7 protein-coding genes are annotated in these 13985 nt (G+C 53.1%); 4 read left to right on the top strand and 3 right to left on the bottom strand.

The genetic code is table 11. The features are described from left to right. Positions 1–607 precede the first annotated feature (607 nt). On the bottom strand, positions 608–3574 hold the full coding sequence (locus ACO07T_RS19620; protein WP_422050801.1) for a right-handed parallel beta-helix repeat-containing protein: 2967 nt from the start codon (positions 3572–3574) through the stop codon (positions 608–610). 910 nt (positions 3575–4484) lie between these two features. Then, positions 4485–5354 (bottom strand): LysR substrate-binding domain-containing protein, encoded by an 870-nt coding sequence (locus ACO07T_RS19615; RefSeq protein WP_422050800.1) that lies wholly within the window; start codon positions 5352–5354, stop codon positions 4485–4487. 107 nt (positions 5355–5461) lie between these two features. Here ACO07T_RS19615 and ACO07T_RS19610 point away from each other — a divergent pair, with 107 nt between their 5' ends. The 4 genes from ACO07T_RS19610 to lpdA all read left to right on the top strand — a co-directional run bounded on the left by ACO07T_RS19610 (position 5462) and on the right by lpdA (position 12333). Further along, positions 5462–6469 carry a zinc-binding alcohol dehydrogenase family protein gene (locus ACO07T_RS19610; RefSeq protein WP_422050799.1) on the top strand — a complete coding sequence of 336 codons (1008 nt, stop codon included), beginning with the start codon at positions 5462–5464 and terminating at the stop codon, positions 6467–6469. A gap of 139 nt (positions 6470–6608) precedes the next feature. Beyond that, positions 6609–9290: an alpha-ketoglutarate dehydrogenase gene (gene mdeB, locus ACO07T_RS19605; RefSeq protein ID WP_422050798.1), complete on the top strand. Its 2682-nt coding sequence runs from the start codon at positions 6609–6611 to the stop codon at positions 9288–9290. A gap of 13 nt (positions 9291–9303) precedes the next feature. Beyond that, complete coding sequence (locus ACO07T_RS19600) at positions 9304–10599, top strand: 2-oxo acid dehydrogenase subunit E2 (protein WP_422050797.1); 1296 nt, start codon at positions 9304–9306, stop codon at positions 10597–10599. Between the two features lie 12 nt (positions 10600–10611). Beyond that, on the top strand, positions 10612–12333 hold the full coding sequence (lpdA, locus tag ACO07T_RS19595) for a dihydrolipoyl dehydrogenase (protein WP_422050796.1): 1722 nt from the start codon (positions 10612–10614) through the stop codon (positions 12331–12333). Between the two features lie 14 nt (positions 12334–12347). Here the strand turns inward: lpdA and ACO07T_RS19590 are convergent, their stop codons facing one another. Then, entirely contained in the window at positions 12348–13976 is a 1629-nt protein-coding gene (locus ACO07T_RS19590) for a hypothetical protein (protein WP_422050795.1), read from the bottom strand. Positions 13977–13985: the final 9 nt, after the last annotated feature.

The raw sequence follows: 13985 nt of genomic DNA, 5'->3' as shown, positions 1-13985 counted from the left end.
TCCCAATCCCGCCCATATTTACCGATGTTTTTGCGTAAGCGGTCCGCATTATTCATGGATTTGCAACGGCCGAGGGAATGGGCGGAGAGCGCACGACTTGCTTCGCTCAGTCTGGCATTGGGACAGCAGCTGCGGATGATCTCGGCCAATTGAGCGCGGTCGAAAAGATCGATCTCCTCGGCTTACTGCCCCAAGATTTTGGAGAGCAATCTGCCGTTGCTATCGCTGTGGGAGGCGAGCGGGAGGTCACTTAGACGAAGGATTTCACCCTTGACCCTTGGACTTGTGGTTCACCCCGCGCAGAAGGCACACGGATCGGCCTTACCGATGCTCAGAAGTTTTGGAAGTTGCAGGGCCAGCGCGTCGCAGGATCTCGACTGAATTTCAGTTAGCGTTCGCAGGCAGCGAGATTACATTTGTACTGCACTCTGAGGTTTCTCCCCTTCCCCTAGCGCTGCTCTGCCAAAGTAATAAAATCTCATACCCGCTCAACAGTACGGGTTCATCAAACAGGAAACTCAATTCAGGCATTGCTCAAACAGTGCGAACTGAATAGCCCCGTGTCGGGGGAAATTAAGTGCGCCTTGATGGATGCCACCAGTATTGCTTACAGATAATCAGACTCGAGCAAGATTGTTCCGCTATCTATGGCATCCTCTAAGCTGCTAAATGTTTTATACGTAAGCGCGATAGCATCGACGAAATTCTGACCTGACCCGCTTTGATCAATCTGTAAGAATGTATGGGTGCCACCGCCCCATGTGCGCTCATCCAGCCGGACAAACTCATCCACAGATTGTTCATTTTGGATATCAATCACATCACTGATGTCGATCACTTCGCCGTCTTCGAACGATCGAATGCGATGCGGTGATGTTGTCGAGATATCTCTGAGAACAAATCTATCAGTTCCTGCCGAGTTGATGTCAGCATAGTCTGTTCCGAGTATGAAAGTGTCCTCTGCGGCAGTCCCGGCTTCATAGCCTGCAGCGGATATACCATTGTCGGCTACGGGCATCACAACGTCAGAGTTTCCAATCACAATTGCGCCTGTATTGATCGCATCCTCCAGACTGTGAAATGTCGTAAACGTCAGCGCGATGGCATCGACAAAAATCTGACCTGATCCGCTTTGATCAATCTGCACAAAGGTGTGGGTGCCGCCGCCCCATGTGCGCTCCTCCAGACGGACAAACTCATCGACCGACTGTCCGTTTGGGATGTCTATCAGATGGCTGAGATCTAACGTTTCGCCACTCTCAAAATTCCGAACACGGTGTGCCGATGATGTGGACAAATCCGTCACAATGAAAGTGTCCGTTCCGGCAGAGTTGATGTCAGTGTAATTGGCGCCAAGAACAAACACATCACTCTCAACCGAGCCCCTCGCATATCCATCAGAATAAATGGCATCTTCGGGGATGGGGGTTGCCGTGGCTGCGCGCGGCTCAAAGGCGGTATTGAGATATTTGAAATCATAGATGATCGCCTCGAGGTTATCCCTGAAAGGATTGCCCAAGGAGATCGGTTGGAAAGAGTAGACTTCTTCCAAAACAAGACCGGTCATTTCGGTGGAGCCGATAAGTGCGTCATCGAGATAAATCGCAAGCAGCGCATCAGAGGCACTGTAGCTCACGACCAAATCATGACGCTCCGTGTCATCGATTTTTGTGTCTGTGACCAAAGCAAAACTCTGCGCATCACTGTTAAAAATCGTAAAGTTGATCGTGCCATCATCTTGGACGTGGAGCTTCATGCCCTGAACGTGCTTGTACAGCAAATCTCCACCACCGGAATCCGCCGCTGCGCGCTGTATGTCGAAGTGGAATGAGAACTGATCTTGCCCGAACAGATGTGTGTCATCGCGACCAAACGTAAAGACCGAATCCGATTTCAATCGCAAGCCCACCTCGCCGTTGGCACCAACAGCAAAGTCAGTCTCTTCAAAGAGTTGGTCCTCATCCCGATTTTTGAGCAGCGTGGCGCCGTAACTAGAGCCATCGGTTGCCGAGGCGTTCGTGAAATCGATATCCACATAGACCGGGTCAGCAATGTTGACGCTGATAATATTGTTTGCGACCGTGCCGTCGGCAGTCGTCACAGTCAGAATAACCTCTTTGGGGCCATGCGTGGTAAAAGTGTGGTCGACCTCGATACTTGTCTTAGTTTGTCCATCTCCAAAATCCCAAGAGAAGGTTGCACCGTCATCGACCAGCCCATTCTGATCCGCTGTTAAGCCCGCGTTGAAGGTGAAGGCAAAGTCATTTCCGGAGAATTCCCCGCTCGTATATTGCGCAACCGGCGTCAAATCATCTGGTGTGAATTCAAATTGTGAAATTGCCGCTCCGACCCCATCAGCAACGCTTTCCGGAACAATCTGAAGATCAGTCACCGACGCGTTGCTCCCACTCAGAGCATCAATAAAGATATCCTGCACGTAGTTGGGGGCATTTTCGTTTGTATTCTGGGTAATGACGTTTCCGCTTATGGTAAATCCCGCGGCTTCCATTCCAGCCAAATCTCGGAGGCCGGGGGTCACATTGTCGATAATAGTGACGCTTTGTGAGGCGGGATTGACATAGATTTCCGGGACAGTGACCGCTCCATTTTCGCGGCTGAGATTTTGGACAAGAGTGTTGTTTTGAATAGTGATTTCAAAACCTTCGCCAACACTGATGCCATGTCGATGAGCATTGTAGATCAGGTTGTCTTCGATTGTTATGTTCCGATAGAACATCTCCTCGCCAGCGCGGCCATTGTCGACCTCTTCATTGCGCATAAAAATGGAATGCGTGGCGTCACCATCGCGGACATGCAATATATTGCTGCGTATTATGATATTCTCGCTCGGTGAGGTTGTGCCATTGGTCCAGAACTGGATCAGATCACCATGATCCCCACCACCCACTGCCTCTTCATGCCGCCACGGGCGCATATCCCTGATTTCATTTCCTTCGATGAGGCCGTTGGTGACGCTGATAAAGTTAAGACCGTCCGAACGCAGATCGTGGATATAGTTATCTGTGAATATGGCTCCATCGACATCAAGGACTTTCACCGCGCGATGAAAGCCCGTGACTTCATTATTATGGAAAGTGATGTCTTCGCTTTCACGGGCAGAAAATCCGACGCCGCTCGACAGTCCTTCAACGAGGCCCCCATGCGCTTTAACATCCAGATGATCTTCGGGGTTTCCTCCAAGCCCTTCTGGCACGGGGTGTCCTTCAAAGACCGAGTTCTCGATCACAACGGATTTGGAGCCTTTTACAATCTTGAAGACCTTTTCATAGATAGGCAGCTCTCCGGTCGGCTGGTACTCGATTTTAAGGTCGGAAATTTTAAGGTTCTCGACACCTGCCAAAATCCCGCCTGAAAAAATCGCCTTGTCGATTGGATCAGCGGATCGAATTGTGACTTCGGAGGCATATTTTCCATGAGAAGTCTTGAGAGTTGAAGTCGAAAGATTGAGGAGGCCATACTCGCCTGGGGCGAGCTCAAACACTTCCCCTCCGGTTGCCGAATCCAATTTGGAGAGAAGGTCGTCATAGTCCGTCACATAGATCGGGGTCGGCATATTAATATCCTTGAAAATTCATCAACTATAAAATTTATGGCACCCGCTCCCTGGTGACAAAATCCTAGAAAAGCTTAGAATTTTAGTGTCTCCAGAAAGTGGACGGTAAGCCGGTCAGGTCAATCGAGGACCTCCGGAATGTTGAGGGTTTTCAAACCCGCGCGGAGATCTTCTTCTGCAAGTAGCCTGTTTTTCTGTGGTGATTTTAAGACCAGCAGAAGGAAATTTGCGCCTAAAACGTGTGGGCCAAGGCTTGAATTGCGTTGACATCCCCTGAGACACACTGATGTGTCCGGTATGTTTGGGAGGGTATCTCAGGTCTTCCGGTCGACCCTCTCGCTTGTGGTTCGCGCCATCTATCGGCCTTGAACCCCATTCTGAAAATGGTTGCTCTGCGTTTGCAGAAATGTTGCTTACGCAAGCAATTGTCGAAACCTCATCAGCTACAAATACTGAATTTCATATGTCCAATCATGCAATGCGAAATTGCGGTTTCGGTTCGGGCGAAAGCGACACGCGTCGCTGGCCGATTTCACGGTCCAACATCATGACCTTGAGGTCGCGCTTCCGCAGCGAAGGACCGGTAAGCGGGCACTGGCCAACGCAGTCATCGAGGACTCGGGTTTGCGAGGTGACTTCGAAGGCTCAGCGCCACAGCTAAGCTCGGTAAATGAAAGTTTGTCTCATCCGGCAGCGTGTGAAATCTCCGGCCACTGAATTTTGACTTGCAGAGAATAGAGGTAATGCGGTGTTTGGATGCAGAGATCTGGGGCTTCGCTGAACCTCAGCTCTGGGCCTATTGCAAAATCCCATCGCTGATACTGTCGATGGCTGTTTTGAGACGCTCGCCAGAACATCTTAAGCGGGGGTGCCTCACCGTGGATATGCTGCCGGTTCCAATCCGAATCCCTCAAAGCCCCTGGGCGACAAATGAGACAAAGCGTTCAGCAAGCGGATGTCTTGTTTTGGGTAGATAGGCGACCATTGCGGTTCTTGGCAGCGGAGGAAAGCCGTGCTCGATAACCTTGAGACCAGTTGCAGCAGAGTTTGCAACAACGGAGACCCCGAGCCCGGCTTTCACAGCAGCCTGAACTCCTTGAATAGAATTAGCCTCAGTTACGATCCGCCAATGCCTTTGGGATATCTCCAAGATTTCGGTCGCCATTTTCCGATAGCTGCAGCGTTCATGCATGACGACCAACGGTACTTCTTCGGTGGTTTCCAGATCTAAGCAATCTCCTTTGACCCAAACCATCGGTTCCTCGCGCAGCACCACACTATCTGGTGCTTTGGTGCTACCGCCATCGTGGCCAGTGATGATCACGTCCAAAAGGTTTTGGTCCAATTGATCACGCAAATCGAAACCCGTTCCCAACTTCAGTTCAATAGGCAGCTTGGGGTGTGAGCGTTTGAACCTGCTTAGCAGGTCATGCAGATGGTCGGGAGCAAGATACTCAGCAAATCCAATGCGCAATGGTGTTGCGGTATCTGGGGCACTCAGTGAAGTAGCTGCTTCGTCTGCGAGTGCAATGATTTTTTGGGCGTAGTTAAAGAACAATTCTCCAGCCTGTGTCAGCTCTACCTTTCGGCTTGTTCGCGCCAGAAGTTTCGCATCAAGGCGTTGTTCAAGTTTGGAAATTTGCAGGCTCACGGCAGACTGCGTTCTGCCAACCTGTTTGGCGGCGGCAGAAAAACTTCTCATGTCACCCACCGCGATAAAGGTGCGTAAGCTCAGCAAGTCAGTGTCGAGGCGGAAGGGCGATTTATTTGATTTGCTCATAGGTATGATTGAAACAACTCATTTCCCTGATTTCAAGCGGCCATTTATAGATCTCATGAATTGGTCGCAATGGGCGATCTCAGCAAATACATGATGGAGGAGTTTCCATGAAAGCCGTAGGGTTCAAAGAAAGTTTGCCAGTAGAGGTCGCGAACGCACTCGAAGACATTGAACTGGGCACCCCTATCCCGAGGGATCAGGATCTCTTTGTGGAAGTGCAGGCTGTTTCGGTCAATCCGGTCGACACCAAGATAAGGATGCGCGGCGGGCCGGAAACTGGACATAAGGTTCTGGGGTTTGATGCAGCGGGTGTCGTTAAGGGGCTTGGCGCAGGGGTAAGCAAATACAAGTTGGGGGATGAGGTGTTCTATGCAGGGGATGCGGCACGTCAGGGGACCAATGCCCAATTTCACGTCGTGGATGAACGCATTGTCGGGCGCAAGCCTAGCAAATTGTCGATGGCAGATGCCGCTGCATTGCCGCTTACCTCAATAACGGCATGGGAAATTCTGTTCGACAGTTTCAAGCTACAAGAGGGGGCAGGGCAGGGGGATACCTTACTTGTGATCGGAGGAGCCGGTGGTGTTGGCTCCATACTCATTCAGATCGCCAAGGCTGCAACGAAGCTCAGGGTGGTCGCTACTGCATCGCGCCCTGAAACCATTGAGTGGTGCAAAAAGATGGGCGCGGATCACGTCATTGACCACAGAGATGACCTTACCGAACAGCTGGATGCGTTGGGGATAGCGCCTCGATATGTTGCTTCGCTTACAGCCACGGAACAGCATTTTGATGCAATCGTGGATGTCATCGAGCCGCGTGGCGAAATCTGCGTGATAGATGACCCAGTGGATCTCAACATAATGAAGATCAAACAAAAATCCCTATCTTTCCATGTCGAATTCATGTTTGCCCGTCCGATTTTTCAGATGGATGACATTGATAGCCAGCGGGCAATGCTGAACAGGATCGCGGATCTCGTAGACGCCGGAGAGATCATCACAACAGCGACCAGGCACCTTGGGTCCATCAATGCGGCCAATTTGATCGAGGCGCATCGTCTTCAGGAAAGCGGGTCGGTTTACGGCAAAACGGTGCTTGAGGACTTTGAATAGGTCTTAGTCAGTCACTTGATTTCACACATGCGTTTTACGGCCTCAAGGACGTGACGCATGGGAAAGGGTGCCCAGGTCATACTCTTCCTGCACCGCGCTACCCTTTCCTCCCTTATCACGTCGTTTTGGAGAAAAACGCATGATCACACAAGCAGAAATAGACGCTGGCGACATTGACCCCGTTGAAACGCGGGAATGGATTGATGCGCTTGTAAGCACAAAGGAGATGGGCGGAGAAGGCCGAGCGCGGCATATTCTGAAAGCTCTGATGGACACTGCGAAAGTCGAAGGGCTTGTAACTTCTGAGCAGCCCTTCTCCTTGTATCGCAACACGATTCCGGCAGAACAACAGAGCCCTTATCCGGGAAATCTTGAAATAGAAAACAGGCTGACTTCCATCATGAGATGGAATGCTTTGGCGACCGTGGTGCGCGCAAATGAGGCCTACGGCGGGCTTGGGGGGCATATTGCGAGTTACGCCTCCGCTGCGGAGATTTTCGAAGTTGGATTTAATCACTTCTTTCGGGCACGCACAGAAGAGTTTGGCGGCGATCTCGTGTATTATCAGCCACATTCAGCACCTGGCATCTATGCGCGCGCGCATCTCGAAGGGCGCCTGAGCCGTGAACAGCTGGACAACTATCGCCAAGAAGTTGGGGGTAACGGTCTCTGCTCTTACCCTCATCCTTGGCTGATGCCAGATTTCTGGGAGTTTCCGACAGGCTCCATGGGGATCGGTCCGTTGAATGCCGTATATCAGGCGCGCTACATGCGATATCTGGATGCTCGTGGACTGGCTGACACAACGGATCGCCACGTTTGGGGTGTCTACGGGGACGGAGAGATGGACGAACCAGAGTCCATCGCGGGTTTGACGCTTGCAGCGCGCGAAGGGCTCGACAATCTGACCTTCATCATCAATTGCAACCTGCAGCGGTTGGATGGCCCTGTCCGAGGCAATGGTCAGGTGATCCAGGAATTGGAGGCATTGTTCATCGGCGCGGGCTGGAATGTCATCAAGGTGCTCTGGGGTTCCGAATGGGACGAGATATTCGCTCGGGACAAAGACAACGTTCTGCTTAGCCGCTTTGCTGAAACCGTTGACGGTCAGTACCAAAACCTCGGTGCGAAAGACGGCGACTATAACCGCGAAAAATTCTTCAATGCTGATCCGCGCAGTGCTGCGCTGGTCGCGCATATGACTGAAGCTGAGATCAATAAGCTCAAACGCGGTGGCCATGATTTGCGCAAGTTGCACGCAGCTTTCGCAGCAGCGAAAGCGCATAAAGGGCGTCCAACTGTAATTCTGGCCAAGACCAAGAAGGGCTATGGGATGGGCGGCGCGGGTGAATCCCGGATGATCGCGCATCAGGCCAAGAAACTGAACACAGACGCACTTTATCAGTTCCGAGATCGATTTGGGCTACCGATGTCGGACGAGGATGTAGAGAAGATCCGTCTCTACACACCTGAGCCTGACAGCGAAGAGATGGTCTACCTGCGTGAGCGCCGGGAAGCACTTGGCGGCTACATTCCAGTACGTGTACGCAAAGCGCCTGAAGCGTCGAAGGCCAAAGTGCCGGATCTAGAAAAGTATGCCAAGTTTGCGCTCCAGGCTGACGGCAAGGAAATGTCCACCACAATGGCCGCCGTACGCATGATGGGCGGAATGCTGAAGGACAAGTCCTCTGGGCCGCGGTTGGTGCCCATCGTGGCGGACGAAGCCCGCACATTTGGTATGGACAATCTGTTCCGGCAGGTGGGCATCTACGCCCCTGATGGCCAGCTTTATGAGCCGGAAGATGCTGGTTCGATGATGTACTATAAAGAATCCGAGAGCGGACAGCTTTTGGAGGAAGGGATCACTGAGGCCGGGGCATTGTCTTCCTGGGTGGCTGCCGCAACATCCTATTCCATTCACGGGATGCCGATGCTGCCCATTTACATCTACTATTCGATGTTCGGATTCCAGCGCGTTGGAGATCTGATCTGGGCCGCCGCGGATCAGCGGGCCCGTGGCTTCCTGCTGGGCGCGACGGCCGGACGGACCACTCTTTCCGGCGAAGGCTTGCAGCACCAGGACGGCACCAGTCATTTGATTGCGGCAACCATCCCGAACTGCCGTAGCTATGATCCCGCGTTTGCTTATGAGCTGGCTGTGATCATGGACCATGGCACGAAACGCATGATGGAAGAGCAGATTGACGAGTTCTACTACATCACAGTTATGAACGAGAACTACGCGCAACCGTCTCTTCCGGCAGGCAGTGAGGAGGGTATCATCAAAGGTCTGTACAAACTCGACAGTCAAGGCTCTGACACCGCAAAAGCGCGTGTCAATTTGGTTGGGTCCGGCACCATACTTCTTGAAGTGATTGCGGCGGCAAAGATCCTCGACAGCGAATTTGGGATTGCGTCTGATATCTTTAGCGCGACCAGCTTCTCGGAGCTGTCCAGAGATGCAGAAGAAACTGCGCGTCAGAACCGGTTCAATCCTCGGGGCGCGCCACGTCAGTCGCATGCGCAACAACTGCTGGGCACCCAAGCTCCTGTAGTTGCCGCGACCGACTATGTGCGCGCGGTGCCTCAGATGATCGCTCAACACTTGCCACAACGCTTTGTTGCCTTGGGAACGGATGGGTTCGGTCGTAGCGATCAGCGCACGAACCTGCGGGCATTCTTTGAAATGGACAGGCAGAACATCGCATTGGCAGCCATCGAGGCGCTGGTGCGTGATGGTAAAATAGATGAGCAAGTGCAGAAAGATGCCTTGAAGAAGTTTGGAATGAGCGCAGGTAAACCTGCCCCTTGGACCGTGTAAGAGGGCAAATCCAATGACAAATTCAGTCGACCTGCACATTCCTGACATTGGCGACTTCAATGATGTCCCAGTGATCGAGCTTTCCGTATCGATCGGTGACATAATTAGGGAAGACGACACAATTCTTGTGCTGGAAAGCGACAAAGCCGCGCTGGATGTCCCCGCCACAATAGGTGGAAAGGTGGTCGAGATCCTTGTCGCAGAGGGGGATACTGTTTCTGAAGGCGCGCCTGTGCTGCGTCTGGAAGTAGCTGAAGCGAGCGAGGTTGATGCGAAATCCGCGCCCGACCCAGCTGAGGCACCCTTTGCTGAATTCTCGGCACCGCCTGCAGAGATCTCTGCACCGCTGCCACAACCCGTGGTATCGAATTCGCGACCTCTGCCTGGTCCTACATCCGGCAACATGGTGTACGCCTCGCCGTCGATCCGCAAATTCGCGCGCGCGTTGGGCGTTGATATCAGTCAGGTTCCTGGTAGCGGCGCAAAGGGGCGCATCGTTCGCGAAGATGTGGCTGGTTTTGTGAAAAAGGCGCTTCAGTCGGCCAGTGACGCACCCGAAGTGGCAAGGTCAGGATTGGGTCTTGAACTTCCAGCATGGCCTACCGTGGAGTACGAGAAGTTTGGACCTGTTTCGCGACAAAAGCTGTCTCGAATTGCGCGTATTTCTGGCCCGAGTTTGGCGCGCAATTCTGTTGTTATTCCGCATGTCACAAACTTTGAAAGCGCGGATATCACTGATCTTGAGGATTTTCGCAAACAGGTGAACGCCGAGGCGAAAGACGGTTCCAAAATGACCATCCTTGCCTTTGTCGTCAAAGCGGTTGTCGCAGCTCTGAAAGAACATCCCAGATTCAACAGCTCTCTTGATGGTGATGAGTTGGTGATGAAGGACTACTACCACATTGGTGTGGCCGCAGATACGCCAGACGGGCTTGTCGTTCCAGTTGTCAAAGATGTTGATCAAAAGAGCCTCAAAGAGATCGCGGTGGAAATGGGCGCGCTGGCGGGGCAGGCGCGCGACGGAAAGTTGAAGCCCGCTGATATGCAGGGCGGAACCTTCACGATTTCATCATTGGGTGGCATTGGCGGTGATAACTTCACACCAATCATAAATGCGCCGGAGGTTGCCATTTTGGGCATGGTTCGGTCCTCCATACAACCCGTCTGGGATGGCGCTGCCTTCCAGCCGCGTCTCATTCAGCCCATGAGCCTCAGCTGGGACCACCGTGTTGTTGATGGTGTTGCCGCCGCTCGTTTTCTGAAAACCGTACAGGCGATCCTGCAGGATTTCCGCCGTATCAACTTGTGATTGGAGAGCGGAATGGCACTCAAAGTTGAAATCCCTGATATTGGCGATTTTTCCGAAGTTCCGGTTATAGAAATCAATGTCGATGTAGGGGCTGTTGTTCAGGTCGATGACCCGATCCTGCTTTTGGAAAGCGATAAGGCCACACTGGATATTCCGGCGCCTGTTACGGGAAAGGTCATAGAGCTTCTTGTCTCAGAAGGTGATCTTGTGAGCAAAGGCTCTCTCGTTATGATGATTGAGCCTATGGAGGCCACAGGACAGCACGAGGCGTCGCAGCCCAAAAAGACATCGGGTGAAGTTCAAAGTCATCCGGCACAGGCAACCGAAGAAGCACTTCCAGCCAGCGACCTTTACGCTGATACCGTTGTGATCGGAGCCGGCCCAGGGGGCTACAGTGCAGCGTTTCGTGCCGCCGATTTGGGGCAATCGGTTATTCTGATCGACAGCGGCGATACACTTGGGGGCGTTTGCCTGAATGTCGGTTGTATCCCTTCCAAGGCGTTGTTGCATGTCGCCAAAGTTATGGACGAGGCCGAAGAGGTCTCGGCTCATGGTGTTGACTACGGCGTACCGCGTTTTGACCTGAACAAGGTAAGACATTGGAAGGACAGCGTGGTGACGCGCCTGACAGGAGGTCTGAATGGTCTTGCCCGCAAGCGTAAGGTGACGACAGTTCAGGGCTATGGGACCTTTGTCGGTCCCAACCAGGTAAGGGTTTCAACGGCTGAAGATGATCAGACCGTGTCGTTCAAAAATGCCATCATTGCGGTTGGCTCAGCTCCAATAAAGCTGCCTTTCCTCCCCGATGACCCCCGCGTACTGGACAGCACCGGTGCGCTCGAACTCGAAGACATTCCGCCCCGTATGCTGGTTCTGGGAGGTGGTATCATCGGCATGGAGTTAGGCCAAGTTTACCAACGCTTCGGCTCAGAGGTATCGGTGGTTGAAATGATGCCGCAAATTGTTCCGGGCGCTGATAAAGACATCGTTGCGCCACTGATGAAGCGTTTGTCGGCCAAGTTCAAAGAGATCTTGCTGGAAACCCGCGTTACCGCAGTTGAAGCCAGCCAGGATGGTCTGGTTGTTACTTTCGAGAAAGGCGACGACGGATGGCAGAAAACTTTTGATAAAATTCTCGTCGCTGTAGGCCGCAGTCCGAACGGGGCGAAAATTTCGGCCGAGGCTGCTGGTCTGCAAGTCGACGAGCGGGGCTATATCCATGTTGATCGGCAGATGCGTACAAATGTGCCGCATATATTTGCCATCGGCGACGTGGTCGGCCAACCGATGTTGGCGCATAAGGCCGTTCACGAAGGCCATGTCGCGGCTGAAGTCATAGCCGGACATCAGGCAGCCTTTGATGCGGCGGTAATCCCCTCCGTGGCCTATTGCGATCCTGAGGTGGCCTGGGTCGGATTAACAGAAGCGGTAGCCAAAGCGCAGGGCACCAAATTTAAAAAAGCGATTTTCCCGTGGATGGCTTCGGGCCGATCTTTATCCATGGGGCGTGATGAGGGATTGACCAAATTGATCTTTGACCCCGATACCAAGCGAATTCTTGGAGGGGGAGTTGTTGGTCAGGGCGCGGGCGATCTGATCGCTGAGATCGCCTTGGCGATAGAAATGGGAGCGGATGCAGAAGATATCGCATTAACCGTTCACCCTCATCCAACTTTGTCGGAGACAATAGGATTAGCAGCCGAACTGTTCGAAGGCACCATCACCGACTTGTAGGTGTTGGCCGCCGCTCACAACCCAGCAACGCGCAGGAGGTTTGCAACCCAAGTATAATGCTCAGCATTCTTGAAACAGGTCGGCCAGGCCCAGTTTTCTGCGGTAAAGCTGGGTTGTAGATCACGGATCTGCCGGGCGTGTCTGCGGGCGAGTGGCAGGTTGTTTGCGTCAGCGGACAGAACACATAGTACCACACGCGCGCGTACGCTGCCTGGGCTGACGCGCAGCACATTATGTGCGTGTTGCCATGCGCTCTGGTCGCCGGATAAGGCCAGCGCCATGGCCAAATTGGCCTCAATCCAGATGGGCGGGTGGGGGGTAAGTGCGAGGGCTTGACGGCACAAGGCGATCTCGCCGTCGAGTTGATCGTCATACCCCAAAAGCCCTGCGTGATATCCGAGCAGTTCGGGACTGTTCTGAAACTGATCCAGAACTTGTTGCATAAGGCGGCAAGCCTCGCCGGTTTCGCCAGCGACATTGCGGGTAAATGCCTCAAGTGCTGCGCAATAAGCGTCATTGGGGTGGCGTACACGCAGAGTCTGGCAGGTAGATATCACCTGATTGAGTGTTTGCTCAGGCGTGGTGTCCATGCCCAAACGGATCATGTCTAACCGGCAAAACCCGATCGCGACGTGGGCAGGCAAATAGCCCTCATCCAGTGACAGACAGGTCTCATATTGTTGGATTGCACGCCTTAGCCCGTCCTGTGTGGTGTGGCTTTCCTGAATGCGACCTTGCTGAAAGGCGGTCCAGATTTCGGTTGTGGTGGTGCGCGAGGACCAGATATCGGACCAGTGGCCGTCACGCAGGTTCAGCTGCAAGGCCTGTACGACCTGCATTGAAATTTCTTCGACGGCATTAAACGTGTCTTGTGCCTGAAACCGGAAACGTCCCGCCCAAAGACAGGTTTTGTCGAGTGACGAGGTCAACTGAGCAGAAACACGCATACCCTCGGCGCCGATGATCACCCGCCCGCTTAAGATGTACCCCTCGACCGGGCCTTCCTGGCGGCTGGCATCCCGCAATTCAATCACATCGGAAAGCGTTCCGAGTAAGAACATGAGTTCGTCGTGGATTGAGCTCGCTGCAATATCCAATTCGGCATCACTGCCGACCTGCTCCATCTGTTCGACCATAATGGTGGGGCGCTGACGTCCCCATTGGGGTAGCCCTCTTGGCTGAAACGGCAATCCGTTAGGGGTTTCCACACTTGTTTCGAGATCCCAATAGGCCTGCCGTTCTACGGTCAGCCAGTCCTCAAATTCCGGATCAGCGACGTCCAGTCCTTCGAGCAATTCAGAGCGGTCCGGCAACAATTGCACATCAAACAAATCGACTTCGAGCGTGTCCAGTTTGATGGAAACGGTTTCACGATCGATTTCTAGAAAATCGAGGCCGAACTTGCCGAAATGTTTGGTCAGCACGCTCAGCTCTTTGCGCAGCGAAGAGGCTCCCTGCGCCGGTGCGCTTGTGCTCCACAGCCGGTCCTGAATCCAGACCCGGCTGCGGACCGTGTTTTTTGACAATAAGACTAGCGCGATCAGCGCTTTGGCCTTGGTGCCGCGCGGCGTTGCGTCCCGCCCATCATCGCAGATGATCTGAAACGGGCCCGAAAGGAAAATCTTGGTTCGAGCTTGGCTCATGGTCATCCG

The organism is Shimia sp. (assembly GCF_965227725.1).
Lineage (GTDB): Bacteria > Pseudomonadota > Alphaproteobacteria > Rhodobacterales > Rhodobacteraceae > Shimia.
The sequence above is the reverse complement of the archived record's forward strand: the minus strand, read 5'-3'. Positions and strand labels throughout refer to the sequence as shown.

Excerpts from the sequence above, each read along its gene's own strand:
- ACO07T_RS19620 (WP_422050801.1), bottom strand. The coding sequence starts at position 3,574 with ATGCCGACCCCGATCTATGTGACGGACTATGACGACCTTCTCTCCAAA.
- ACO07T_RS19615 (WP_422050800.1), bottom strand. The coding sequence starts at position 5,354 with ATGAGCAAATCAAATAAATCGCCCTTCCGCCTCGACACTGACTTGCTG.
- ACO07T_RS19610 (WP_422050799.1), top strand. The coding sequence starts at position 5,462 with ATGAAAGCCGTAGGGTTCAAAGAAAGTTTGCCAGTAGAGGTCGCGAAC.
- mdeB (WP_422050798.1), top strand. The coding sequence starts at position 6,609 with ATGATCACACAAGCAGAAATAGACGCTGGCGACATTGACCCCGTTGAA.
- ACO07T_RS19600 (WP_422050797.1), top strand. The coding sequence starts at position 9,304 with ATGACAAATTCAGTCGACCTGCACATTCCTGACATTGGCGACTTCAAT.
- lpdA (WP_422050796.1), top strand. The coding sequence starts at position 10,612 with ATGGCACTCAAAGTTGAAATCCCTGATATTGGCGATTTTTCCGAAGTT.
- ACO07T_RS19590 (WP_422050795.1), bottom strand. The coding sequence starts at position 13,976 with ATGAGCCAAGCTCGAACCAAGATTTTCCTTTCGGGCCCGTTTCAGATC.